This window comes from Pseudomonas sp. PDM30 (assembly GCF_019218985.1).
GTDB lineage: Bacteria > Pseudomonadota > Gammaproteobacteria > Pseudomonadales > Pseudomonadaceae > Aquipseudomonas > Aquipseudomonas jessenii.
This window is the reverse complement of record NZ_JAHUWM010000001.1, coordinates 202,925-228,591: the sequence shown is the minus strand read 5'-3', so window position 1 is coordinate 228,591 and position 25,667 is coordinate 202,925. Positions and strand designations below refer to the sequence as shown.

Genomic DNA, 25,667 nt, shown 5'->3' with positions numbered 1-25,667 from the left:
TTCCCTTGAGTTTGACCCGCCTGGAATCCCCTCATGTCCGACCGCCTGACCCTGCTGCGTCCCGACGACTGGCATATTCATCTTCGCGATGGTGCCGTGCTGACCAATACCGTCGCGGATGTCGCGCGCACCTTTGGCCGCGCCATCATCATGCCCAACCTGGTTCCACCGGTACGCAATGCGGCCGAAGCCGACGGCTATCGGCAGCGGATTCTCGCTGCCCGCCCGGCCGGCAGCCTGTTCGAGCCACTGATGGTCCTGTACCTGACCGACCGCACCCAGCCTGAAGAAATTCGCGAGGCCAAGGCCAGCGGATTCATTCACGCCGCCAAGCTGTACCCGGCCGGCGCGACCACCAACTCGGATTCTGGCGTCACCAGCATCGACAAGATCTTCCCTGCACTCGAGGCCATGGCCGAAGTCGGGATGCCGTTGTTGGTCCACGGTGAAGTCACCCGGGGCGATGTCGACGTGTTCGACCGGGAAAAAATCTTCATCGACGAGCACATGCGTCGCGTGGTCGAGCGTTTCCCGACCCTCAAAGTGGTCTTCGAACACATCACCACCGCGGACGCCGTGCAGTTCGTCAACTCGGCTTCGGCCAACGTGGGCGCGACCATCACCGCGCATCACCTGCTGTACAACCGCAACCACATGCTGGTGGGCGGGATTCGGCCGCACTTCTATTGCCTGCCGATCCTCAAGCGCAATACCCACCAGGAAGCCCTGCTCGACGCGGCCACCAGCGGCAGCGACAAGTTCTTCCTCGGCACCGACTCGGCCCCCCACGCCCAGCATGCCAAGGAAGCGGCCTGCGGCTGCGCCGGTTGCTACACCGCCTATGCGGCGATCGAGATGTACGCCGAAGCCTTCGAACAGCGCAATGCGCTGGACAAGCTCGAGGCCTTCGCCAGCCTCAACGGCCCTCGCTTCTATGGTCTGCCGGCCAACACCGATCGCATCACCCTGGTCCGCGAAGAGTGGACCGCCCCGACCAGCCTGCCATTTGGCGAGCTGACCGTTATCCCGCTGCGCGCCGGTGAAAAACTGCGCTGGCGCCTGCTGGAGGAACACGCGTGAGTGAAGACCATTTCGACGACGAACTGGAAGGCAATGGCGGCGGAGGCGGCCCTCGTCATCCAATGGCGGCAAGGTTTCGTGGTTACCTGCCGGTTGTCGTCGACGTAGAGACCGGTGGATTCAACTCGGCCACCGATGCCCTGCTGGAGATCGCCGCGACCACCATCGCCATGGATGAAAAAGGTTTTGTTTACCCGGATCACACCTACTTTTTCCGTGTCGAGCCGTTCGAGGGCGCGAACATCGAAGCGGCAGCCCTGGAATTCACCGGGATCAAGCTCGATCACCCGCTGCGCATGGCGGTGAGTGAAGAGTCTGCCCTGAACGATATCTTCCGCGGCGTGCGCAAGGCCCTCAAGGCCAACGGTTGCAAACGGGCGATCCTGGTCGGGCATAACAGCAGTTTCGACCTGGGCTTCCTGAATGCGGCGGTTGCGCGGCTGGACATGAAGCGCAATCCGTTCCATCCGTTCTCCAGCTTCGATACCGCAACGCTGGCCGGTCTCGCTTACGGCCAGACCGTGTTGGCCAAGGCGTGCCAGGCAGCGGACATCGACTTCGACGGTCGCGAGGCTCACTCGGCTCGCTACGACACCGAGAAGACGGCAGAGCTGTTCTGCGGCATCGTCAATCGCTGGAAACAGATGGGTGGCTGGGAAGACTTCGGCGACTGAGTGCACTCACGAATCAATGTGGGAGCGAGCTTGCTCGCGATGGTCGTCAACGATAACGCGGGGAGCCTGGTTCCCCGCGGTGTTCATGATTCCATCGTCGGAACGCCGCCCGGAGCAGGCTCGCTCCTACAGGGACTTCAGCACATAAAAAAACCGGCCTCGAAGGCCGGTTTTTTTATACCTGGAACGCCTTACAGAGCGGCAGCGTGCTCGGTCAGGTAAGCAGCAACGCCTTCTGGCGAAGCGTTCATGCCTTTGTCGCCTTTTTTCCAGTTGGCAGGGCAGACTTCGCCGTGCTCTTCGTGGAATTGCAGAGCGTCGACCAGACGGATCAGCTCTTCCATGTTACGGCCCAGCGGCAGGTCGTTGACGATCTGCGAGCGGACAACGCCTTTGTCGTCGATCAGGAACGCGCCACGGAAAGCCACGCCATCAGCGGACTGAACGTCGTAGGCCTTCATGATGTCCTGCTTGATGTCGGCAGCCATGGTGTAGCGAACCTGGCCGATACCGCCATTGTTCACTGGAGTGTTGCGCCATGCGTTGTGGGTGAAGTGCGAGTCGATCGAAACAGCGATCACTTCAACGTTGCGTGCCTTGAAGTCAGACATGCGGTTGTCCAGAGCGATCAGCTCGGACGGGCAAACGAAGGTGAAGTCCAGTGGATAGAAGAACACCAGGCCGTATTTGCCTTTGATCGCCGAGGACAGGGTGAAGCTGTCAACGATCTCGCCATTGCCGAGTACGGCCGGTACGGTGAAGTCAGGGGCTTGTTTGCCTACGAGTACGCTCATTGGATATCTCCTGGTGTAATAGCGTGAGAAACAGGGCTCGCATCAGCCTGCCACCCTGAGGCGACAGCCCTGTGACACGATCCCCGGTCGCAAAAGACCGGCCATCATACACCGCGTGTTTGAGCTGGCTTAGCTGTTTTTTCCCCGTACGATGAAATCCCCGCCGGTTTTGGATCACCGATTTGCCAGGCAGACCGTTCGTCAGCCATACCCGTTTATGACGAAAAGTGCTCTGAAACCACTTTGACAATCATTCTCGTTAACATTAAGATCCATCGCAATTGAGTCACAATCAGCGACGGTCCTTCCCTATGTATGTTTGCCTCTGCACTGGCGTCACCGACGGTCAAATCCGCGATGCGATCTATGAAGGATGCTGCAGCTACAAGGAAGTCCGTGTGGCCACCGGCGTTGCGAGCCAGTGCGGCAAATGTGCCTGCCTCGCCAAGGAAGTGGTCCGCGAGACCCTGACCAAACTGCAAACGGCCCAGGCTGCAATTCCTTATCCAGCAGAATTTACCGCGGCTTAAACATCGAATTTCAAAGAACCGGACATATGTCCGGTTTTTTTATGCCTCAAAATCAACTACTTATGCTCTAGACGCGGAACACAAACATTCTTATTCCGATTAATTTTCATTTAAGTTTCAATAACTTAGGTTTGACACTATTAAATACGAGGCTCAAACTCTGCTCTATTGACAGCTAATACAGGGCAGGACCCCATCATGAAAGGCGACGTTACAGTCATCCAGCATCTCAACAAGATCCTCGCCAATGAGCTGGTCGCGATCAATCAATACTTCCTGCATGCGCGCATGTATGAAGATTGGGGCCTGAACAAGCTCGGCAAGCACGAGTACCACGAATCCATCGACGAGATGAAGCACGCGGACAAGCTGATCAAGCGCATCCTGTTCCTTGAAGGCCTGCCGAATGTCCAGGACCTGGGCAAGCTGCACATCGGCGAGCACACCAAGGAAATGCTTGAGTGTGACCTGCGTATCGAGAAAACCGGCCATGCCGATCTCAAAGTGGCTATCGCTCATTGCGAAAAAGTTGGCGACTTCGGTAGCCGTGAGCTGCTTGAAGATATCCTCGAGTCCGAAGAAGAACATATCGACTGGCTGGAAACCCAGTTGGGCCTGATCGATAAAGTGGGCCTTGAGAACTATCTGCAATCGCAGATGGGCGAAGACGAGTAAGTTCTACGCCATTAATCTCGATGCAATAAAAAGCCCCGCCCTCTTTCGAGTGGCGGGGCTTTTTATTGCCTGCTCTTGTAGGAGCGAGCTTGCTCGCGATGGACGTTAACGATAACGCTGGGAGCCTGACACCCAGCGGCGTTCTTTAGTCCATCGCGAGCTCGCTCCTACAGGAAGCGAATCAGGCTTCGGACTTTGGAGCAGCAGCCTTGGCGGCGGCGTCCTTGATCAGGCTCTGCAGCGAACCGTCAGCAGCCATCTCAGTCATGATGTCGCTACCGCCGACCAGCTCACCGGCAACCCACAGCTGTGGGAAGGTTGGCCAGTTGGCGTATTTTGGCAGGTTGGCGCGGATTTCCGGGTTCTGCAGGATGTCCACGTACGCAAACTTTTCGCCACACGCCATCACGGCCTGCGCGGCTTTCGCGGAGAAGCCGCACTGCGGGGCATTCGGCGAGCCTTTCATGTAAAGCAGAATGGTGTTGTTGGCAATCTGCTCTTTAATCGTTTCGATGATATCCATGGAGCACCTCGGCTGAACTTTCCGACTCATGGGTCGGCACGGTGGCGCATTGTAACGGAAAGCCGAGCGCCCTGCTCGGTCTCTCCGTCTGACTGATTCACGCCGCCACCACGATCACCGGCACACCATTGAGCGCGGCATTTCCCGACAGTTCGTCAATCTGGCGTTCGTCGGTCAGGTCGTTGGCGCTGGAGCCCGGTTGACTGCTGGCAATCGACATTTGCACGCCCGGCCGCGCGTGCCCCCAGCCGTGAGGCAGGCTGACCACGCCTTTCATCATGTCCAGACTGCCAAGCACTTCGACTTCGATCACACCCACCCGCGAACTGACCCGAACACGCTGTCCGTCGCTGAGCCCGCGACTGGCCAGATCGTCCGGATGCATCAGCAACTGGTGACGTGGCTTGCCCTTTACCAACCGATGATAGTTATGCATCCATGAATTGTTGCTGCGTACATGCCGGCGGCCAATCATCAACAACTCGTCGGCGGCCGGCGCCTTCAAGGCTGCAAAGCGCGCCAGGTCAGCGAGAATCGCCGCAGGCGCGGCCTGGATGCGTTGATTGGCAGTCTTCAGGCGTGGCGTCAGGTTAGGTTTGAGCGCCCCCAGATCGACGCCATGGGGATGATCGAACAAAGTCGTCAGCGACAGCTTGTGCTCTGAATTGTCGCCGTACATTCCCATGCGCAAGCCGCGATCGATCATTTGCGCAGGGGCGATGGTGGGCTTCAGTTCTTTGCCGGTCCTGACGGCAAATGCCTTGGCCAGGCCGACGAAAATCTCCCAGTCGTGCAATGCACCCTGGGGTTTGGCGAGGATGGCGCGGTTGAAACGGCTGACGTTGCGCACCGCGAACAGGTTGAACGTGGTGTCGTAATGGTCGTTTTCCAGCGCCGATGTGGACGGCAGGATCAGGTCGGCGTAACGCGTGGTTTCATTGATGTACAGGTCGATACTGACCATGAACTCCAGCCCGTCCAGCGCCTGTTCGAGTTGTCGGCCATTGGGTGTGGACAACACCGGATTGCCCGCCACGGTGATCAGCGCGCGGACTTGCCCTTCCCCTTCAGTGAGCATCTCTTCGGCCAGCGCCGAAACAGGTAGTTCTCCGGCGTACTCCGGGTGCCCGGAAACCCGGCTCTGCCACAGATTGAAATGCCCGCCCGAGGTCGACGCCACCAGGTCCACTGCTGGCTCGGTGCACAAGGCACCACCCACGCGATCGAGATTGCCGGTGACCAGGTTGATCAACTGCACTACCCAGTGGCACAGAGTACCGAAGGCCTGGGTCGAAACGCCCATGCGGCCATAGCAGACTGCACTCGGTGCCGCGGCGAAGTCCCGCGCCAACTGGCGGATCTGTTCGGCCGGTATGGCGCACAACGGACTCATGGCCTCGGCGGTGAACGGCGCGACGGCCTCCCGTACGTCCTCCAGGCCGTCCACCGGCAGATGGCTGTCGCGGGTCAGACCTTCAGCGAACAAGGTATTGAGCAGGCCGAACAACAGCGCTGCATCACCGCCCGGGCGTACGAACAGATGCTGGTCGGCAATCGCCGCCGTTTCACTACGGCGCGGATCGACCACCACCACCTTGCCACCCCGGGCCTGTATCGCCTTCAAGCGTTTCTCCACATCCGGCACGGTCATGATGCTGCCGTTCGAAGCCAGTGGATTGCCGCCCAGGATCAGCATGAAATCGGTGTGGTCGATGTCCGGGATCGGCAGCAGCAGACCGTGGCCGTACATCAAATGACTGGTCAGGTGATGGGGCAATTGATCGACCGACGTCGCGGAAAACCGGTTGCGGGTTTTCAACAGGCCGAGGAAGTAATTGCTGTGGGTCATCAACCCGTAATTGTGCACGCTCGGGTTGCCCTGATAGACCGCCACGGCGTTTTGCCCGTGATGCGCCTGAATGGCAGCGAGGCGTTCGGCGACCAGATTGAATGCCGCTTCCCACTCGATGGGCTGCCATTCATTGCCCACCCGCTGCATCGGCTGATGCAGGCGATCCGGATCGTTCTGAATGTCTTGCAACGCCACGGCCTTGGGGCAGATGTGCCCACGACTGAACGTATCCTGGGGGTCGCCCTTGATCGAAGTGATCTGGACGTTACCGCCTTCGACCCTGGTGGTTTCGATGGTCAGGCCACAGATGGCTTCGCACAAATGGCACGCACGGTGATGGAGAGTCTTGGTCATGGCCAGTCTCTGTCTTGTTATGGGCGGGCAACGTAGGCCGCGGAAACAAAACTATGGCGCCAGAGCCGCCGACACGCCAGCGACGTTCGTCTTGTGAATCGAGGGTTATCAGGCCAGCCGATGGCCGTCCGAGTTCAGTTCGAAGGCAGCCTGGGCGGCGTCTGCAACTGAATTTCCTGAAGGGTTTCAATCGGTCCGTGGGGTCCATGCGCGCCGGTCTGCTCGCCGATCAGGCGCCAGTGCTCATCAAGCCCGGCGCTGATGAATGACAAGTCAAAAACCGACTGTCAGCGCACCATTGCCGCCTCGCCTGATTGCCAAGCCCCGAGGGGCCGGTGTACAAATGAACCGCCGCTATCAGGAAACAGGCTTCAAAAGCGCTACCTCGGTAAACCCGTAGCACCTCTGAAACTCCCTAAAAACTGTAGCCCTATTGGTAAGACGCGACATTTAATTATAAGATCGCGCCTTCCCCTATTTCGTCGCCCCGTGCGGCTTACGCCGCAGGTCTCGCCCGTTGTTCCGTTAAACAAGGCTTTGAGCATCTGCGGTTTGTAGCAAAAGGTAGTCAATGATGAGCGCAAGGCACTTTCTCTCCCTGATGGATTGCACGCCCGAAGAGCTGGTCAGCGTGATCCGTCGAGGCGTTGAGCTCAAGGACCTGCGTAACCGCGGCGTACTGTTCGAGCCTCTGAAAAACCGCGTCCTGGGAATGATTTTCGAGAAATCCTCGACCCGTACCCGGATCTCCTTCGAGGCGGGCATGATCCAGCTCGGCGGGCAGGCGATCTTCCTGTCGCCACGTGACACCCAACTGGGTCGTGGCGAGCCGATCGGCGACTGCGCCATCGTCATGTCGAGCATGCTCGATGCAGTGATGATCCGTACCTTTGCCCACAGCAACCTGACCGAATTCGCCGCCAACTCCCGCGTACCGGTGATCAACGGCCTGTCCGATGACCTGCACCCGTGCCAGTTGCTGGCCGACATGCAGACCTTCCTCGAACACCGCGGCTCCATCCAGGGCAAGACCGTGGCCTGGATTGGCGACGGCAACAACATGTGCAACAGCTATATAGAAGCGGCGATCCAGTTCGACTTCCAGTTGCGCGTTGCCTGCCCGGAAGGCTATGAACCCAACCCGGTGTTCCTGGCCAAGGCGGGCGATCGGGTCACCATCGTTCGCGATCCGAAGGAAGCCGTGCGTGGCGCACACCTGGTGAGCACCGACGTCTGGACCTCCATGGGCCAGGAAGAGGAAACCGCCAAGCGTCTGCAACTGTTCGCGCCGTATCAGGTCAACCGCGCCCTGCTCGACCTGGCCGCTGAAGACGTGCTGTTCATGCACTGCTTGCCAGCGCACCGCGGCGAGGAAATCAGCATCGACCTGCTCGATGACAAGCGCTCGGTGGCCTGGGATCAAGCCGAAAACCGTCTGCACGCGCAAAAAGCCCTGCTCGAGTTCCTCGTCGAACCGGCGTATCACCACGCATGAGCCAGCCATTACTGCTCAACCTGCGCAACCTCGCCTGCGGCTATCAAGACCAGCGCGTGGTGCAGAACCTCAACCTGCACCTGAACGCAGGCGACATCGGTTGCCTGCTGGGCTCGTCGGGCTGCGGCAAGACCACCACCCTGCGGGCGATTGCCGGTTTCGAACCGGTGCACGAAGGCGAAATCCAGCTGGCTGGCGAGACCATTTCCAGCGCCGGCTTCACCCTTGCGCCGGAGAAACGCCGCATCGGCATGGTGTTCCAGGACTACGCGCTGTTTCCGCATTTGAGCGTGGCCGACAACATCGCCTTCGGCATTCGCAAGCATCCGCAAAAGGATCGCGTGACCGAAGAGCTGCTGGAACTGGTCAACCTGAAGAATCTCGGCAAGCGTTTCCCCCACGAGCTTTCAGGAGGTCAGCAGCAACGTGTCGCACTGGCCCGTGCCCTGGCGCCGGAACCGCAACTGCTGTTGCTCGACGAACCCTTCTCCAACCTTGATGGCGAATTGCGCCGCAAGCTCAGCCATGAAGTACGCGACATCCTCAAGGCCCGTGGCACCAGCGCGATTCTGGTGACTCACGACCAGGAAGAAGCCTTCGCGGTCAGCGACCACGTTGGTGTGTTCAAGGAAGGTCGCCTGGAACAGTGGGATACGCCCTACAACCTGTATCACGAACCCCTGACACCTTTTGTCGCGAGTTTCATCGGACAGGGCTATTTCATTCGCGGTCAGTTGAGCAGCCCAGAATCGGTGCAAACCGAACTGGGTGAGTTGCGCGGCAATCGGGCCTACACCTGGCCGGTAGGCGGCGCCGTGGACGTGTTGCTGCGCCCGGACGATATCGTCTATGCGCCGGACAGCGCACTGAAGGCGCGAATTGCCGGCAAGACGTTCCTGGGTGCATCGACCCTGTATCGCTTGCAACTGCCGACAGGCGCACAGCTGGAGTCGATTTTCCCGAGCCATGTCGATCGTCAGGTTGGGGCGGATGTGGGTATTCGTGTCGCGGCTGAACACCTGGTGCTGTTCCAGGCGTCCGGCAGCACGGCGGCGCAGATTCCAGCTGTTGAATCAGGTGTCCGGCGCTACAGCACGGCCAACTGATACCCCCTCTGTAGGAGCGAGCTTGCTCGCGATGGACGACAACGATAACGCGTGCAACCGGAATGAACGCGTTATCCAGACGTTTTTCGCGAGCAAGCTCGCTCCTACGCTGGGTTTGCGTTATCCCAGCATCAGCGTGCCACTGGCAACCAGGGTCGCATTGCCGCCGATCCTCACCCGATCGCCTTCCAGTTGGCAGAACAATTCCCCACCCCGCGCCGAACGCTGAAAAGCCGTCAGGCTCGACTTGGCCAAACGCTTTGACCAGTACGGAATCAGAAGGCAATGGGTCGATCCGGTCACCGGGTCTTCATTGATGCCGATTGCCGGGGCGAAGTAGCGGGAAACGAAATCGTGCTGCTCGCCCCGCGCCGTCACGATGGCGCCCAGCCATGGCAGTTTCGCCAGGGCCACCATGTCCGGCTTGCAGTCGAGCACGGCTTGCTCCGACTCCAGCACCACAAACAGCTCATTTGAAGCCAGTACCTCAACAGCCTTCACGCCCAGTGCACGCTCGATGTCCGAGATCACGTTCACCGGCGATGCAGTGATCGCCGGGAAATCCAGCCACAGCCGCCCACCTTCACGGGTCACGCCCAACGGGCCGGATTTGCAGGTGAAGTCCAGTCGCTCGACGGGCTCCTTATAAATCTCGAACAGCACATGAGCGCTAGCCAGCGTCGCGTGACCGCACAATGGCACCTCGGTGGTCGGCGTAAACCAACGGATGTGCCAGCCCTGCCCTTCACGCACGACAAACGCCGTTTCGGCGAGGTTGTGTTCGGCGGCAATCTTTTGCATCAACTCATCGGCGAGCCAGGTGTCGAGCCGATAGACCATCGCCGGATTGCCGCTAAATGGCTGATTGCTGAACGCGTCGACCTGATGAAACTCCAGTTGCATAACCTTCTCCCTTTGTCAGACCACCCAGCATGCCGCGCTGGCTCAACCGGCACCAGTGACAGAGCAAGCTGATTTTCACCATACAGCGCTGCGCGGACTCCGATGATGTTCACGCACGGCCGATATCGGCAAATCTGGCCTGGGTGTGCTCGGCCAGCACCGCCGGTGCCAGTTCGACTTCCAGTCCACGCCGCCCCGCACTGACAAAAATGCTGGCGAAGGGCTGGGCCGAATTATCAATGAAGGTACGCAAGCGCTTTTTCTGCCCCAGCGGACTGATCCCGCCCAACAGATAGCCGGTAGAGCGCTGCGCTGCCGCCGGGTCGGCCATTTCGACCTTTTTCACGCCCGCGGCGTGGGCCAGTCCTTTCAAGTCCAGGCTGCCGACAACCGGCACCACGGCCACCAGCAACTCGCCCTTTTCGCTGGCCGCCAGCAAGGTCTTGAACACCTGCGCCGGATCGAGCCCGAGTTTTTCCGCCGCTTCCAACCCGTAGGAGGTCGCCTTGGGGTCATGTTCGTAACTGTGTACGCGATGTTCGGCCCGAACCTTTTTCAACAAATCCAATGCGGGGGTCATGACAGCTCCAGACTGGGCGGCAGAAGAAAAATACTGCGCCCGATTCTAGGACATTGATCATTAAAAGGCTCTACGGCGGCGCATCCATAACGCCATTGCCTGGCCACCCCATTCCTCAACAACCCGGTCATTCATACAGCGAATAGTTTCTTTGTGACCGACGGTTCACTTTCGACCTTTGACAGCAGCGTTTCTTGTCTATATTTTTTCGTTTATGAAACTGTACGAAACGTCCTACCGCTGCACCCAGCAGTAAACCGCGACCAGGATGGGGATCCTGCCTCGGCGAAAACCGCGCTCCGACCATGATGGAAAAAGCGCCAGACAACAAAAAAAATGAGGTTTCAATGACAACTGCTTTACAACAACCGTCGCTCTCGAGCCAATGCATGGCCGAGTTTCTGGGTACGGCGCTGCTGATCTTTTTTGGTACAGGTTGCGTTGCCGCGCTCAAGGTCGCGGGTGCCAGTTTTGGCTTGTGGGAAATCAGCATTATCTGGGGCGTCGGCGTCAGCATGGCGATCTACCTTACCGCTGGGGTTTCCGGGGCTCATCTGAACCCTGCCGTCAGTATTGCCCTGAGCATTTTCGCGGACTTCGAAAAACGTAAATTGCCTTTCTACATACTCGCCCAAGTGGCGGGTGCCTTCTGTGGAGCGCTGTTGGTTTACACGCTCTACAGCAATCTATTCTTCGAATTCGAACAAACGCACCATATGGTTCGCGGCACTCAAGCCAGCCTCGAATTGGCCTCCGTGTTCTCCACCTTCCCGAACCCGGTGCTGACCACCGCCCAGGCATTTCTGGTCGAGGTGATCATCACGGCCATTCTGATGGGCGTGATCATGTCCCTGACCGATGACAACAATGGCCTGCCCAAAGGCCCGCTGGCACCGCTGTTGATCGGCCTGTTGATTGCGGTGATCGGTAGCTCGATGGGACCGCTGACCGGTTTTGCCATGAACCCTGCGCGGGACTTCGGCCCTAAACTGATGACTTTCTTCGCTGGCTGGGGTGAAATTTCTTTCACTGGCGGACGCGATATCCCGTATTTCCTGATTCCTGTTTTTGCACCGATTGTCGGTGCCTGCTTCGGGGCTGCCGCCTATCGCGGGCTGATTGCCCGCCATCTGCCCAGCGCCGTACCTGCTACAAAGGATGCAACAGCTGCCATTGACGGCAAACCCAGAACTTCTTGATACCGTTGGCGCGTGCCCCTGCCCTTTGATCGCGCGCCAGACCTCACTCCCTTATTTCGTCCAAGGCAATCGACATGACCGACACACAGAATAAGAACTACATCATTGCCCTCGATCAGGGTACGACCAGCTCCCGCGCGATCATTTTCGACCGCGACGCGAACGTGGTCTGCACCGCCCAACGGGAGTTCGCACAGCATTACCCGCAAGCCGGCTGGGTCGAACACGATCCGATGGAAATCTTCGCGACCCAAAGCGCCGTGATGGTCGAGGCCCTGGCACAAGCCGGCCTGCACCACGACCAGGTGGCGGCCATCGGCATCACCAACCAGCGCGAAACCACCGTGGTCTGGGACAAGAACACCGGCCGCCCGATCTACAACGCCATCGTCTGGCAGTGCCGACGCAGCACCGAGATCTGCCAGCAGCTCAAGCGCGATGGCCACGAGCAATACATCAGCGACACCACCGGCCTGGTCACCGACCCGTACTTCTCTGGCACCAAGCTCAAGTGGATCCTCGACAACGTCGAAGGCAGCCGCGAACGCGCGCGCAACGGTGAGCTGTTGTTCGGCACCGTCGACAGCTGGCTGATCTGGAAATTCACCGGTGGCAAGGTGCATGTCACCGACTACACCAACGCTTCGCGCACCATGCTCTTCAACATCCACACCCTGGAGTGGGACGCGAAGATGCTGGAGGTCCTCGACATCCCGCGTGAGATGCTCCCGCAAGTGAAGTCTTCTTCGGAAATCTACGGTCACACCAAAAGCGGTATCGCCATCGGCGGCATCGCTGGCGACCAGCAAGCCGCCCTGTTCGGTCAGATGTGCGTCGAGCCAGGCCAGGCGAAAAACACCTACGGCACTGGCTGCTTCCTGTTGATGAACACCGGCGACAAAGCCGTTAAGTCCCAACACGGCATGCTCACCACCATCGCCTGCGGCCCACGTGGCGAAGTGGCCTACGCGCTGGAAGGCGCGGTGTTCAACGGCGGCTCTACCGTGCAATGGCTGCGTGACGAACTGAAGATCATCAACGACGCCCACGACACCGAATACTTCGCCAACAAGGTCAAAGACAGCAACGGTGTGTACTTGGTGCCGGCCTTCACCGGTCTTGGTGCTCCCTACTGGGACCCGTACGCCCGTGGCGCCTTGTTCGGCCTGACCCGCGGCGTGCGCGTAGATCACATCATTCGCGCAGCGCTGGAATCGATTGCCTACCAGACTCGCGACGTGCTCGACGCCATGCAACAGGACTCCGGCGAACGCCTCAAGGCCCTGCGCGTGGACGGCGGCGCGGTGGCGAACAATTTCCTGATGCAGTTCCAGGCCGACATCCTCGGCACGCAGGTCGAGCGTCCGCAAATGCGCGAAACCACGGCACTGGGTGCAGCTTACCTGGCAGGTCTGGCCTGTGGCTTCTGGGGCAGCCTGGAAGAGTTGCGCGGCAAGGCAGTGATCGAACGCAAGTTCGAGCCGACGCTGGATGAAACGGCGAAGGAAAAACTCTACGCGGGGTGGAAAAAAGCGGTCAGCCGTACCCGCGATTGGGCGGCTGAAGACGAGACTGAATAAGCCAAGACGCAGGCTCGTATCTGTATGTAACTGGTCGGGAGCAGATTCCTGCGGCATCATGGGCAAATTTTGCACGGCAGCCCAAAGGACGCCCCATGAATCTGCCTCCCCGTCAGCAGCAAATCCTCGAACTGGTCCGCGAACGCGGCTATGTCAGCATCGAGGAAATGGCCACGCTGTTCGTAGTTACCCCGCAGACCATTCGCCGCGACATCAATCAGCTCGCGGAAGCCAATTTGTTGCGTCGCTACCACGGCGGCGCGGCTTACGACTCCAGCGTTGAAAACACCGCCTACGCCATGCGCGCCGATCAGATGCGCGATGAAAAACAGCGTATCGGCGAAGCCATTGCCGCGCAGATTCCCGACCATGCCTCGTTGTTCATCAACATCGGCACGACCACCGAATCCATTGCCCGGGCACTGCTCAACCACAGTCACCTGAAGATCATCACCAACAACCTGCACGTCGCCTCCATGCTCAGCGCCAAGGACGATTTCGATGTCCTGCTCACTGGCGGCAACGTGCGGCGCGATGGTGGCGTGGTGGGTCAGGCCAGTGTCGACTTCATCAATCAGTTCAAGGTCGATTTCGCCCTGGTCGGCATCAGCGGCATCGATGAAGACGGCAGCCTGCTGGACTTCGACTATCAGGAAGTGCGGGTATCCCAGGCGATCATCGCCAATGCCCGGCAGGTGATCCTCGCGGCCGACTCCAGCAAGTTCGGGCGCAACGCCATGATTCGCCTGGGGCCGATCAGCCTGGTCGATTGCCTGGTCACCGATCAGCAACCCTCCCCGGCGCTGGCGCAGTTGTTGAACCAGCACAAGGTTCGACTGGAAGTCGTTTAAGCACACCGCTCCCCTGTGGCGAGGGGGCTTGCCCCCGTTGGGCTGCGAAGCGGCCCTAAAACCATTCAGCCGAGTTCAGACAGGCACATTCATAGCCCCAACCTGCGACGGCTTCGCCGTCGAACGGGGGCAAGCCCCTCGCCACAAAAGCAGCCTGCAACCTTTCAATGTTCGTAAATTTTCCTTTAACGGCCCTTCGATGAGTATTTTCAATCGAAGCTGACTGGCTGTGGGCGTCTTTATGGGCTAGTATTTTCGCAAATGAACATTAATGTTCGAATTCAAATACAGAACATCAAAGAATTCCGAGGCCGAGCCGATGCCCACTTCCACCTTGCCTACGCCCCCTCTCGCCGAGGTCTACGATATCGCCGTCATCGGTGGCGGGATCAATGGCGTGGGGATCGCAGCGGACGCCGCCGGACGCGGTCTCTCGGTGTTCCTTTGTGAAAAGGATGACCTGGCCAGCCATACCTCGTCGGCCAGCAGCAAGCTGATTCACGGTGGCTTGCGCTACCTCGAACATTACGAATTCCGCCTGGTGCGTGAGGCCCTGGCTGAACGCGAAGTGTTGTTGGCCAAGGCGCCGCACATCGTCAAGCAAATGCGCTTCGTGTTGCCGCACCGCCCGCACCTGCGCCCGGCGTGGATGATTCGCGCCGGTCTGTTCCTCTATGACAACCTGGGCAAGCGCGAGCAACTGCAAGGTTCGAAAAGCCTGAAGTTCGGCCCCGACAGCGCGCTCAAAAGCGAAATCACCAAGGGCTTCGAATACTCCGACTGCTGGGTCGACGACGCCCGCCTGGTGGTGTTGAACGCCATGGCCGCCCGGGAAAAAGGCGCCCACGTTCACACCCAGACCCGCTGCGTCAGCGCACGTCGCACCAAGGGCCTGTGGCACCTGCACCTGGAGCGCGCCGATGGCAGCCTGTTTTCGATCCGCGCCAAGGCATTGGTCAACGCGGCCGGGCCTTGGGTCGCCAGGTTCATTCGCGATGACTTGAAGATGGAATCGCCTTACGGCATCCGCCTGATCCAGGGCAGCCACCTGATCGTGCCGAAACTGTACGAAGGCGAACACGCGCACATCCTGCAAAACGAAGATCAGCGCATCGTGTTCACCATTCCGTACCTGAATCACTTCACCCTGATCGGCACCACCGACCGCGAGTACACCGGCGATCCGGCGAAGGTTGCAATTACCGACGGCGAAACCGATTACCTGTTGAACGTGGTCAACGCCCATTTCAAAAAGCAAATCAGCCGCGAGGACATCCTGCACAGCTATTCCGGTGTGCGCCCGCTGTGCAACGACGAATCCGACAACCCGTCGGCCGTGACCCGCGATTACACCCTGGCGCTGTCTGGCACTGGCGAAGAGGCTCCGTTGCTGTCGGTGTTCGGCGGCAAGCTCACCACCTATCGCAAACTGGCCGAGTCGGCGCTGGCGCAACTGGCACCCTACTTCAAGCACATCCAGCCAAGCTGGACCGCAAGCGCCACGCTGCCGGGCGGTGAAGACATGACCACCCCGCAGGCCTTGAGCTCACGTATCCGCGACAAATTCGACTGGGTACCAAGCGATATTGCTCGCCGCTGGGCCACCTCCTACGGCAGCCGTACCTGGCGCATGCTCGAAGGCGTACAGGACCTCAGCGATATGGGCGAGCACATCGGCGGCGGTCTCTACACCCGTGAGGTCGATTACCTGTGCAGTGAAGAATGGGCCACTACCGCACACGACATCCTCTGGCGGCGCAGCAAGCTCGGCTTGTTCACCACAGCCGCGGAGCAGGATAAACTCAAGGATTACCTGAACAAGGTCGAGCAAAACCGCAACAAGATCGAAGCGGCCTGACCACGATCCGGATAAACGAAAGCCCCTGAATCTCACGATTCAGGGGCTTTTTCGTATCGATGGATTTCAGTCGCGCAAATCCGATTCATGAATGGGCTGCTCACGGTGAGTCGCCCGCTGATATTGCGCCGGCCACACGGCCTTGTGCCCACCCAGGTCGTCGTCCGCGTGCAGCGCCCAGTACGGATCGCGCAACAACTCACGGGCCAGGAAGATGATGTCCGCCTGACAGGTGCGCAGGATGTGCTCGGCCTGGGCCGGCTCGGTGATCATGCCGACTGTGCCGGTGGCCATGCCCGACTCCTTGCGCACGCGCTCGGCGAAGCGGGTCTGGTAACCGGGGCCTGTGGGAATTTCAGCATTGACTGCCGTCCCGCCCGACGAGACGTCGATCAGGTCGACCCCCAAGGCTTTGAGGCGGCGGGCCAGCTCCACGGTTTCATCGGGGTTCCAGCCGTCTTCCACCCAGTCGGTGGCCGAGACACGGACAAATACCGGCAACTCTTCAGGCCACACCGCACGCACCGCTTCGGTGACCTGCAGCACCAGCCGAATACGATTTTCGAACGAACCGCCATATTGATCGCGACGCTGATTGCTCAACGGCGACAGGAATTGATGCAGCAGGTAACCATGGGCCGCGTGCACTTCGACCACTTTGAAACCGGCCGTCAGTGAGCGCTTTGCCGCATCGACAAAGGCCTGGATCACCTTGGCGATCTCGTCGTCATCCAGTTGTTTGGGTTGGGTGTGCTGCGGGTCGAACGCAATCGGCGAAGGTCCGACCGGCACCCAGCCGCCCTCGTCGGGTTTGACGCTGCCATGCTTGCCGAGCCACGGTCGGTGGGTGCTGGCCTTGCGCCCGGCATGGGCCAGCTGAATGCCGGCAACGGCGCCCTGGGCGTTGATGAAGCGGGTGATGCGTTGCAGGGGTTCGATCTGTTCATCATTCCACAGACCGAGATCCTCGGCCGTGATACGCCCGTCGGCGGTGACCGCCGTGGCTTCGGTAAACACCAGCCCGGCCCCGCCGATAGCACGGCTGCCGAGGTGGACCAGATGCCAGTCATTGGCCAGGCCATCGGCACTGGAATACTGGCACATCGGCGATACCGCGATGCGGTTGGGCAAAGTCAATTGGCGAAGGGTAAAGGGTTCAAGCAGCAGACTCATGGGGCACCTCTCGAATCAGTGGGCAGGCTCCAGGTTCTGTTTGAATAGTCGACGAGTGACAGGAAAAAGGTACAACACCCGCCCCCGCGGGCAAAAAATTCGACAAGACGTCACAAGGCCAAAATCAAGCAGTGCTTAGAGCCTAGTCGACATCGAGGGATGTTGCCCCCTTGTAGGAGCGAGCTCGCTCGCGATGGACGACAGGACACCGCGGGGTATCAGGCCCCCAGCGCCATCGTTCACGACCATCGTCGGAACGCCGCCCGGAGCGAGCTCGCTCCTACAAGGGTCGGGTCAACGCGGTTCGATGTGGGCAATCATCAATTGAACCGTCTCGTTCCCGCGAAACTCGTTGAGGTCGAGTTTGTAGGCCAGCTCCACCCATTTGATGGTCGGATTCGGCCAGATATCGCGATCGATCCCGAAGGCAATGCCGTCGAGTTTCACCGAACCACATTCACTTTTGAGCACGACTTTAAGATGCCGCTCGCCAACGACGCGCTGCTCGACCAGCTGGAACACCCCATGAAACAACGGTTCCGGGAAGTGCTGTCCCCAAGGACCGGCATGCCGCAAGGCACGAGCCAGCTCCAGGTGGAACTCTTCCACCGCCAGGGTGCCGTCCGACAACAGGCGGCCAGTCAGATCTTCTTCGCGCAGCTGCCGGCGCACTTCAGCGTCAAAGGCTTCGGCGAACAAGGGGAAATTTGCTTCCGGCAGCGTCAGGCCGGCCGCCATCGCGTGGCCACCGTATTTGGTGATCAGATTCGGATGCTGCGCCGCCACCACGCTCAAGGCGTCGCGGATGTGAAAGCCCTGGACCGAACGCCCCGAGCCCTTGAGCAGGCCATCCCCGGCATCGGCAAAGGCGATGGTCGGGCGGAAATAGCGCTCTTTCATCCGTGACGCGAGGATACCGATGACGCCTTGGTGCCACTCGGGATCGAACAGGCACAAGCCGAACGGCATCGACTCCACCGGCAAATCCTTGAGCTGCGCCAGCGCTTCACGCTGCATGCCCTGCTCGATGGATTTGCGATCCTGGTTCATGCCGTCCAGTTGCGCCGCCATCTCACGGGCCAGACCTGCGTCTTCGGTCAGCAGACATTCGATGCCCAGGCTCATGTCGTCCAGGCGCCCTGCTGCGTTCAGGCGCGGGCCGACAATGAAGCCCAGATCGGTGGAGGTGATACGCGCATGATCGCGCTTGGCCACTTCGAGGATCGCCTTGATCCCCGGCCTGGCACGTCCAGCGCGAATCCGCTCCAGGCCCTGATGCACCAGAATCCGGTTGTTGGCATCCAGCGGGACCACGTCGGCCACGCTGCCAAGAGCCACCAGATCGAGCAGTTCGCCGATATTCGGCTGCGGCTTGCTTGTGTACCAGCCCAGCTCGCGCAACCGCGCACGCAGGGCCATCAATACATAGAAAATCACCCCGACGCCGGCCAGCGCCTTGCTCGGAAACTCGCAACCGGGCTGGTTCGGATTGACGATGGCATCGGCCAACGGCAGCTCGTCACCAGGCAAGTGGTGGTCGGTGACGAGCACCTTGAGCCCGGCCTTTTTCGCCGCTGCCACGCCTTCGACGCTGGAGATGCCGTTGTCGACGGTGATCAGCAAATGCGGCTGACGCTCAAGCGCCACCGCGACGATTTCCGGTGTCAGGCCATAGCCGTAGTCGAATCGGTTGGGCACCAGGTAGTCGACATGTGCCGCCCCCAACAGACGCAACCCCAAGGTGCCCACGGTGCTCGCCGTCGCGCCGTCGGCATCAAAGTCGCCGACGATCAGAATGCGCTGACGCTGTTCGAGCGCAGTCACCAGCAGATCCACGGCGGCATCGATGCCCTTGAGTTGCTGGAACGGAATCAACCGCGCCAGGCTCTTGTCCAGTTCCGCCTCGGACAGCACGCCCCGAGCCGCATACAGGCGGGTCAACAGCGGCGGAATATCACCGAGGAATGGCAGGGTGTCGGGCAGCAGGCGAGGTTCGATGCGCATGGGGTGAAAGATGCTTCTCTTCAATACGTAGGATAAAACCGGGTGACGCGGGGCAGTTGCGAAAAATCAGCCGCGCTCACCGGCCAGCCACTGCAACTGGACTTCGTGCTGACCACGGTCGTCGGTGACGAAGATCGTCCCTTCGCTGATCATCACGTCCCACTTGATAACGCGGGGCATGTCTTTGGCCAGGGTTTCCAGGACTTCCTGAGGCACGGCAGCGATGTTGACGTTCTTCAGGTTTTTCACCGCCGGCACCACTTTGCCCTCCCACACACGCAGGCTGCCGTAGGCCAACAGGCTGGTACGTTCAGTGCGGCGCGAGCACCAGGTCAGGCGCTCGGCATCCGGCTGGCCGACTTCGATCCAGTGCAGGACGCGGTCATCCAGGCTTTTTTCCCACAAGGCCGGTTCATCCACTTCTGACAGACCACGGCCAAAAGACAGCTGCTCGTTGTACCAGAGGGCGTAGGCCAGCAGGCGCACGGTCATGCGCTCTTCGGTTTCCGAAGGGTGACGGGCGATGGTCTGCTTCACGCTCTCATAGACGCTGCGGTCGAGGTCGGTGAGGTTCAGTTCAAACTTGTAGGTCGTGGACGGCTGGGCCATGTACGGGCTTCTTGATACGAGGAAAGGCGGCAAGTCTAACCGATGCGACGGGCAATCCACGAATTGAACACAATCAAGCTGGAGCGTCTGACAGTCGGCTATGTTAAAACGCTCTATCCGCTCAACCTTTGCCCCACAGGATCCAGCATGCCGTTCACCGCCAAACCGCTTTCCGGTCTGAAAGTCATCGAATTGGGCACCTTGATTGCCGGCCCGTTTGCCTCGCGTATTTGCGCGGAATTCGGCGCCGACGTAATCAAGATCGAATCCCCGGACGGCGGTGATCCATTGCGCAAATGGCGCAAGTTGTATGAAGGCACTTCGTTGTGGTGGTTCGTCCAGGCCCGCAACAAAAAGTCCCTGACTCTCAACCTCAAGCACCCCGACGGTCAGGCCATCCTGAAACAGCTGCTGGGTGAGGCAGACATACTGATCGAAAACTTTCGTCCCGGCGTCCTGGAAAAACTCGGCCTGGGGTGGGACGTCCTGCACGCCTTGAACCCGAAACTGGTCATGGTGCGGCTGTCGGGTTTCGGCCAGACCGGCCCGATGAAGGATCAGCCCGGCTTTGGCGCGGTCGGTGAGTCGATGGGGGGCCTGCGCTACATCACCGGCTTCGAAGACCGCCCACCCGTGCGCACCGGCATTTCCATCGGCGACTCGATTGCCGCGCTCTGGGGCGTGATTGGCGCGTTGATGGCCCTGCGTCATCGCGAAGTCAACGGCGGTATGGGGCAAGTGGTGGACGTGGCGCTGTACGAAGCCATCTTCGCGATGATGGAAAGCATGGTTCCGGAGTTCGACGTATTCGGTTTCATCCGCGAACGCACGGGCAATATCATGCCCGGCATCACCCCGTCCTCGATCCACACCAGTGCCGATGGCAAGCACGTGCAGATCGGCGCCAATGGCGACGCGATTTTCAAACGCTTCATGCTGATCATTGGCCGCGAAGACTTGGCCAACGACCCCCAGCTTGCCAGCAACGATGGCCGCGATGCCCGACGCGACGAGATTTATGGCGTCATCGATCGCTGGGTCAACTCGTTGCCGCTGGACAGGGTGCTGGCGCAGCTCAATCAGGCCGAGGTGCCGGCCAGCCGGATCTTCAGCGCCGAAGACATGTTCAATGACCCCCAGTACCTGGCGCGGGAAATGTTCCTGCAAGCCAAGCTGCCGGACGGCAAAGACTTCAAGATGCCGGGCATTGTGCCGAAACTCTCAGAGACACCCGGGGAATGTGAATGGGTCGGGCCACAACTGGGTGAGCACAACGCACAGGTACTCCAGGAACTTGGCTATGACGCGACGCAGATTACACAGTTGCGCAAAGACGGAGCCATCTAGGCTGAGGCACCTGCCCGCATGGCCCATTCGACACTGCCCGCCACGCGGCGGGCGGCTGCTGTGCATGCTGGCGATCTTGTTCCTGCTCCCTGGACCGATCCCGTCAGCCCTGGCGCAAACCGGGGAACCCCTGATCTGGCTCAAGCGCGACCTGCCGCCGCTGACGATTTTCGACGGGCCGAAAAAGGGTCTGGGCGTTATCGATCAATTGCTTCCAATGTTGATTGCCGGCATGCCGCAATACCAGCACAGCGTGATGAGGGTCAATCGCGCGCGTGGCCTGCAAATGCTCCACGAACCGTCCCTCGTCTGCGACGCGGCGCTGAACTGGAGCAAGGAACGGGAAAAGTGGATCGCCTTTTCCATTCCGGTCTTCCGCGCCATGAGCAATGGCCTGGCCGTGCGGCGCGTCGACCAGAAAGTGCTGACACCCTTTATCAAGGACGACGAAGTGGACCTGGCAGCGCTGCTCGCCAGCGGTAGCGAAAAACTGGGAATTATTGCCGAGCGCAATTACGGCGAATACCTCGACGGACTGCTCAAGCAAGCGCCAGCCGACGCGCTGGCCCCTCATTACGGTAACGACGCCTTGGGCAGCCTGCTGCAAATGCAGCGCCTGGGACGCTTGCGCCTGCTGTTGGGTTATCGCCCGGAAATACGCTACCAGGCCTCGCTGCAAGGCATTGCCGAGGATGAATTGCAGTTCTATCCGATCCGTGGCACGGGCAAATACCTGTCCGGTTATATCGGTTGCACCGACACGCCAAAGGGCCGGCAGGCCATTGTCGAAATCAATCAGGTGTTGCGCACCCTTCCCCGTGAACGCCTCGATGAGGCCTACGCCGCCTGGCTGGATCCCGAAAGCCGCAGCGACTACCTGAAAGACACCAAGGCGTTTTTCGATAATCTGGCGCACCCCTGACAAATCCCGGGCAAAAGAAACCCCGAGAAGTGGGGAGACGACTCGGGGTCAAACGTGGTCTGCTTGGAGACCAGTAGCAGCAAGCTACAAGCACCGGAGCACAATGCTTGATCCTGCTGTTACAAAGTCTGACTGACCTGGGCGCGGGAAGGTTCCCGCAAAAAACCGTTCAATTGCGGCTGGCCAGCAGCTTGTCCTGCGCCGCATTACGCAATGCCGCGATCACACAAGGCTCAAGGCGTCCTTCAGCGATCAGCACGTCGCGATGCAAACCGTCGACCACATCCGTCAGCAGGCGTTTGTCATTCAACTGGGCCTGATTGAACTCGCGCTCGACCACGGTCGCGCCGATAGCATTCTTCAGGGTCACCCTGCATTCGCCACGAATGCCTGACGGGGTCAACGTAACCTGATACGGGCTTAGCGCCTCACCGAGCAACAGACTGATACTTTCCATCCCGATCACCACTCAATAGTCCGAAAACAACGTGCCTGGGGCATGCCTACTACAAATGACCGCTGGCCCGAGAAGAAAGTTCTGGGTACTGACTGCAGGCGAACCTGCAGCCCAGTCAAGAGAGCATGCACGGCGAACATGACAGAGAAAAAACCCAACCATCACGTCTGTCGGGTGCGCCGGGCGATGTCGGCCCATCCCCCCAACAATCCTCGTAGCTGGCCATCCGCCGTATAAAACGGCACTGTCCACTGGTAGATATCCCTGACACCGTCCTTGAACATCAATTGACGCTCGAAAAAGCGCGTCCTGCGCGTACTCAATTGCGCCATGAACTCGGCATGCAGCAGTTCCGCGGTTTGTCTGGGCATGGCATCGACCTCGATCAACTGCCGCCCCTGCATCCGGTCAAAACGCGTCGACAAGGCGTCCTCATAACTTTTGTTGCACATGATCAAACGCCCTTGCAGATCACGGACAAACATCGGGTCAGGCATGGCATCCATCAGGGCATGCTGGAAGGCGAGCTGATCGCGCAGACTGCTTTGAGCCTCGACCCGTTGCCTGACCACCACCGCCAACCGCCGATTCCAGAGCAGGGACAACAGACCGAACAGGCTGACCACCAACACGCCCCAGCAAACCCACTGGTCAATCCGCTGCCAGAGGCCAGGCGCCTGTGGCGCGGTAGCGCCGCCGAACCACTTCAGGCGAAGGCCGCGCAACTCCTGTTCAGGAAACGCCTCAAGCGCCTTGTTGAGGATACTCAGCAACTGCGGCTGGCCTTTGCGCACCGCCAGATAATCCGCATCCCATTTTCCCGGCACCACGGCGTCGATCTTTAGCCGGCCCGACGGAATAAGCTGGGCGCCGATTTCGCTTTCGATGGTGGCGTAGGCTTCGCCGCTTTCCACCCAGGCACGGGCTTCGGCGTAGGTTTTAACCGAACGCAACTCGATGGACGGATAATTGCGACGGATCATCGCTTCCAGTGCATGCCGGGTCGGCAGCACCAGTACCCGCTTCGCCAGATCCTCCAGCGACTGCACCGGTGGTGCTCCGGCCTGCCCGAGAAAGACCCATCCTGCACCGCCGAATGCATGGCTGAAATCGAGAAACGCCTTGCGTTCGTCATTCATCGCCAGGGTCGTACTCAAATCCGCAGCGCCGCTTTCCAGATGGGCCAGCATCTGATCGGTGGAAAAAGACTCTTGGTAAACGAACTGCAACCCCGTCATGTCACTGATGCGCTTGAGCAGGTCACTGTTCAAGCCCGTCCATTGGCCATGTTCATCCTTGAACAGGTACAACGGGTATTCCAGCGCCGTGACCACGACCCGAGGATGCTTGGCCATCCACTGCAACTCCTGGTCATCCAGCACGACCATTGACCGTGCGACAGACTTCCCACGCTCCTGAATCGATGCAGGGCTTGCCCCTCCCCATTCGGCGATTCCCAGCATGCCGAATAAAAACAGCCAGCGCGCGACTGGCTTGAACACACTTGTAAACAGCATTCCCACGTCCTTGGTGATCCATTCGCCTGTCCCTTCGCGGCGATAACACGACAAGTGTGCATGCAGAAATGAAAAAGCCCGTCAGGAGACGGGCTTCAAAATGTAACAGTGCTGACCGGTTACAGCGGCTTGCCGCGGTTGCCATGCTGGCTGACAAAGGCCTGCACGGCCTTCAGGTCATTTGGCAATACGGTGCAACGTTCGTCTCGCTCAAACAAATCAGAAAGATGTACCGGCAGTTCGAGCGCTTTTCCTACACCGGCTTTTTCCACGGCGTCCGGGAATTTGACCGGGTGGGCGGTGCCCAGGATCACCATTGGAATGTCCAGGCTGCGACGGCATTCCCGGGCAGCTTTCACGCCGATGGCTGTGTGTGGATCCAGCACTTCGCCAGTCTGCTCGTAGACTTCGGCAATGGTTTCACAGGTTTGCGCGTCATCCACGGCCAGCGAGTCGAACAACTTGCGGGCTTCGGTCCAGCGCTCTTGCTCGACGCTGAAACCGCCACCCTGCTTGAACGAATCCATCAGCCCGGCGATGGCCGCACCGTTGCGACCGTGCAGGTCGAACAGCAGGCGTTCGAAGTTCGACGAGACCATGATGTCCATCGACGGCGACAGCGTGGCGTGCAGGGTGTCCTTGACGTACTGATTGCCGCTCATGAAGCGGTGCAGGATGTCGTTGCGGTTGGTGGCGACGATCAACTGATTGATCGGCAGGCCCATGTTGCGCGCCAGGTAACCGGCGAAGATGTCGCCGAAGTTGCCGGTTGGCACCGAGAACGACACCGAACGCGCCGGGCCGCCCAACTGCAGGGATGCGTGGAAGTAGTAAACGATCTGGGCCATGATCCGCGCCCAGTTGATCGAGTTCACCGCGACCAGGCGAGTGCCCTTGAGGAAGCTCTGATCGGCGAAGCTCGCCTTGACCATTTCCTGGCAGTCATCGAAGTTGCCTTCGATGGCGATGTTGTGGATGTTCTCGCCGAAAATCGTGGTCATCTGGCGACGCTGCACCTCGGACACACGGTTGTGCGGGTGCAGGATGAAGATGTCGACGTTTTCGCAATGCTTGCAGCCTTCGATGGCGGCCGAGCCGGTATCACCGGAAGTAGCGCCGACGATCACCACGCGCTCGCCGCGCTTTTCCAGCACGTAGTCGAGCAGACGACCGAGCAATTGCAGGGCGAAGTCCTTGAACGCCAGGGTCGGGCCGTGGAACAGCTCCAGCACCCATTCGTTGCCGTTCAGCTGACGCAGCGGCGCAACGGCGCTGTGGGCGAACACGCCGTAGGTTTCTTCAAGAATCTTTTTGAAATCGGCGTCTGGAATGCTGCCGGTGACGAACGGGCGCATGACGCGGAAGGCCAGTTCGTGATACGGCAGGCCGGCCCAGGAAGCGATTTCTTCCTGGGTGAAACGTGGCAGGTTTTCCGGGACGTACAGACCGCCGTCGGTGGCAAGACCAGCCAGCAGGACGTCTTCGAAATTCAGGGCCGGTGCCTGGCCGCGGGTACTGATGTAACGCATGACTGACTCCAATGGACAGTGTTCGTAGTGCCGGGCCCGCAAGCGAGCCCGGTCA

Annotated in this window: 23 protein-coding genes; 12 read left to right on the top strand and 11 right to left on the bottom strand. The window is 59.7% G+C overall.

Annotated elements, in window-relative coordinates; translation table 11 throughout:
* Positions 1 to 33 precede the first annotated feature (33 nt).
* Together pyrC and rnt are read left to right on the top strand one after the other, a co-directional pair.
* Positions 34 to 1,080, top strand: a complete 1,047-nt coding sequence (gene pyrC, locus KW840_RS01050) for a dihydroorotase (protein ID WP_090457540.1) — start codon at positions 34 to 36, stop codon at positions 1,078 to 1,080.
* Positions 1,077 to 1,754, top strand: a complete 678-nt coding sequence (rnt, locus tag KW840_RS01045) for a ribonuclease T (RefSeq protein ID WP_057713434.1) — start codon at positions 1,077 to 1,079, stop codon at positions 1,752 to 1,754. Before pyrC ends, rnt begins: the two co-directional genes overlap by 4 nt.
* 191 nt (positions 1,755 to 1,945) lie before the next feature.
* Here the strand turns inward: rnt and KW840_RS01040 are convergent, their stop codons facing one another.
* Positions 1,946 to 2,548, bottom strand: coding sequence for a peroxiredoxin (locus KW840_RS01040; protein ID WP_057713433.1), 603 nt, complete (start codon positions 2,546 to 2,548; stop codon positions 1,946 to 1,948).
* A 311-nt stretch (positions 2,549 to 2,859) separates the two neighbouring features.
* Here KW840_RS01040 and KW840_RS01035 point away from each other — a divergent pair, with 311 nt between their 5' ends.
* Together KW840_RS01035 and bfr are read left to right on the top strand one after the other, a co-directional pair.
* Positions 2,860 to 3,078, top strand: coding sequence for a bacterioferritin-associated ferredoxin (locus KW840_RS01035; protein WP_007985869.1), 219 nt, complete (start codon positions 2,860 to 2,862; stop codon positions 3,076 to 3,078).
* Positions 3,079 to 3,276: 198 nt separating this feature from the next.
* Positions 3,277 to 3,753 carry a bacterioferritin gene (gene bfr, locus KW840_RS01030; protein WP_057713432.1) on the top strand — a complete coding sequence of 159 codons (477 nt, stop codon included), beginning with the start codon at positions 3,277 to 3,279 and terminating at the stop codon, positions 3,751 to 3,753.
* A 181-nt stretch (positions 3,754 to 3,934) separates the two neighbouring features.
* Here the strand turns inward: bfr and grxD are convergent, their stop codons facing one another.
* Both grxD and KW840_RS01020 read right to left on the bottom strand, forming a co-directional pair.
* Positions 3,935 to 4,276, bottom strand: coding sequence for a Grx4 family monothiol glutaredoxin (gene grxD / locus KW840_RS01025; RefSeq protein WP_150814674.1), 342 nt, complete (start codon positions 4,274 to 4,276; stop codon positions 3,935 to 3,937).
* Between the two features lie 97 nt (positions 4,277 to 4,373).
* A complete protein-coding gene (locus KW840_RS01020) occupies positions 4,374 to 6,482 on the bottom strand; it encodes a molybdopterin oxidoreductase family protein (protein ID WP_218494250.1) in 2,109 nt (702 codons plus the stop codon).
* A 574-nt stretch (positions 6,483 to 7,056) separates the two neighbouring features.
* On the opposite strand from KW840_RS01020, the gene argF reads away from it, so the two are divergent.
* Both argF and KW840_RS01010 read left to right on the top strand, forming a co-directional pair.
* Complete coding sequence (gene argF / locus KW840_RS01015) at positions 7,057 to 7,977, top strand: ornithine carbamoyltransferase (protein WP_057713430.1); 921 nt, start codon at positions 7,057 to 7,059, stop codon at positions 7,975 to 7,977.
* Entirely contained in the window at positions 7,974 to 9,083 is a 1,110-nt protein-coding gene (locus KW840_RS01010) for an ABC transporter ATP-binding protein (RefSeq protein WP_007971311.1), read from the top strand. The genes argF and KW840_RS01010 overlap by 4 nt, the downstream gene beginning before the upstream one ends.
* A gap of 120 nt (positions 9,084 to 9,203) precedes the next feature.
* Here the strand turns inward: KW840_RS01010 and KW840_RS01005 are convergent, their stop codons facing one another.
* Together KW840_RS01005 and ybaK are read right to left on the bottom strand one after the other, a co-directional pair.
* A complete protein-coding gene (locus KW840_RS01005; protein WP_057713428.1) occupies positions 9,204 to 9,986 on the bottom strand; it encodes a PhzF family phenazine biosynthesis protein in 783 nt (260 codons plus the stop codon).
* Between the two features lie 109 nt (positions 9,987 to 10,095).
* Positions 10,096 to 10,566: a Cys-tRNA(Pro) deacylase gene (gene ybaK / locus KW840_RS01000; protein WP_218494249.1), complete on the bottom strand. Its 471-nt coding sequence runs from the start codon at positions 10,564 to 10,566 to the stop codon at positions 10,096 to 10,098.
* 347 nt (positions 10,567 to 10,913) lie between these two features.
* Between ybaK and KW840_RS00995 the strand changes: the two genes are divergently transcribed.
* From KW840_RS00995 to glpD, 4 genes are all read left to right on the top strand, one after another.
* Complete coding sequence (locus KW840_RS00995; protein WP_218494501.1) at positions 10,914 to 11,765, top strand: MIP/aquaporin family protein; 852 nt, start codon at positions 10,914 to 10,916, stop codon at positions 11,763 to 11,765.
* 74 nt (positions 11,766 to 11,839) lie between these two features.
* Complete coding sequence (glpK, locus tag KW840_RS00990; protein WP_057713425.1) at positions 11,840 to 13,345, top strand: glycerol kinase GlpK; 1,506 nt, start codon at positions 11,840 to 11,842, stop codon at positions 13,343 to 13,345.
* A 95-nt stretch (positions 13,346 to 13,440) separates the two neighbouring features.
* Entirely contained in the window at positions 13,441 to 14,196 is a 756-nt protein-coding gene (locus tag KW840_RS00985) for a DeoR/GlpR family transcriptional regulator (protein WP_007971301.1), read from the top strand.
* Between the two features lie 319 nt (positions 14,197 to 14,515).
* Positions 14,516 to 16,054 (top strand): glycerol-3-phosphate dehydrogenase, encoded by a 1,539-nt coding sequence (gene glpD, locus KW840_RS00980; protein ID WP_218494500.1) that lies wholly within the window; start codon positions 14,516 to 14,518, stop codon positions 16,052 to 16,054.
* A gap of 66 nt (positions 16,055 to 16,120) precedes the next feature.
* On the opposite strand, the gene KW840_RS00975 is transcribed toward glpD, so the two are convergent.
* The 3 genes from KW840_RS00975 to KW840_RS00965 all read right to left on the bottom strand — a co-directional run bounded on the left by KW840_RS00975 (position 16,121) and on the right by KW840_RS00965 (position 19,840).
* A complete protein-coding gene (locus KW840_RS00975) occupies positions 16,121 to 17,227 on the bottom strand; it encodes an NADH:flavin oxidoreductase/NADH oxidase (protein ID WP_150814679.1) in 1,107 nt (368 codons plus the stop codon).
* Between the two features lie 294 nt (positions 17,228 to 17,521).
* Complete coding sequence (gene recJ, locus KW840_RS00970; RefSeq protein ID WP_046042001.1) at positions 17,522 to 19,231, bottom strand: single-stranded-DNA-specific exonuclease RecJ; 1,710 nt, start codon at positions 19,229 to 19,231, stop codon at positions 17,522 to 17,524.
* A gap of 66 nt (positions 19,232 to 19,297) precedes the next feature.
* On the bottom strand, positions 19,298 to 19,840 hold the full coding sequence (locus KW840_RS00965; RefSeq protein ID WP_007971297.1) for a YaeQ family protein: 543 nt from the start codon (positions 19,838 to 19,840) through the stop codon (positions 19,298 to 19,300).
* Between the two features lie 147 nt (positions 19,841 to 19,987).
* On the opposite strand from KW840_RS00965, the gene KW840_RS00960 reads away from it, so the two are divergent.
* The gene (locus tag KW840_RS00960; protein ID WP_218494248.1) at positions 19,988 to 21,187 is read left to right on the top strand and encodes a CaiB/BaiF CoA-transferase family protein; all 1,200 of its coding nucleotides are present in this window, start codon (positions 19,988 to 19,990) and stop codon (positions 21,185 to 21,187) included.
* Complete coding sequence (locus tag KW840_RS00955) at positions 21,141 to 22,109, top strand: TIGR02285 family protein (RefSeq protein ID WP_218494247.1); 969 nt, start codon at positions 21,141 to 21,143, stop codon at positions 22,107 to 22,109. The genes KW840_RS00960 and KW840_RS00955 overlap by 47 nt, the downstream gene beginning before the upstream one ends.
* 169 nt (positions 22,110 to 22,278) lie before the next feature.
* Here KW840_RS00955 and KW840_RS00950 read toward each other — a convergent pair whose 3' ends face one another.
* The 3 genes from KW840_RS00950 to thrC all read right to left on the bottom strand — a co-directional run bounded on the left by KW840_RS00950 (position 22,279) and on the right by thrC (position 25,612).
* Entirely contained in the window at positions 22,279 to 22,566 is a 288-nt protein-coding gene (locus tag KW840_RS00950; protein ID WP_046041997.1) for a DUF3509 domain-containing protein, read from the bottom strand.
* Positions 22,567 to 22,727: 161 nt separating this feature from the next.
* Positions 22,728 to 24,083 carry a transporter substrate-binding domain-containing protein gene (locus KW840_RS00945; protein WP_218494246.1) on the bottom strand — a complete coding sequence of 452 codons (1,356 nt, stop codon included), beginning with the start codon at positions 24,081 to 24,083 and terminating at the stop codon, positions 22,728 to 22,730.
* A gap of 119 nt (positions 24,084 to 24,202) precedes the next feature.
* Positions 24,203 to 25,612, bottom strand: a complete 1,410-nt coding sequence (thrC, locus tag KW840_RS00940; RefSeq protein ID WP_057713418.1) for a threonine synthase — start codon at positions 25,610 to 25,612, stop codon at positions 24,203 to 24,205.
* Positions 25,613 to 25,667: the final 55 nt, after the last annotated feature.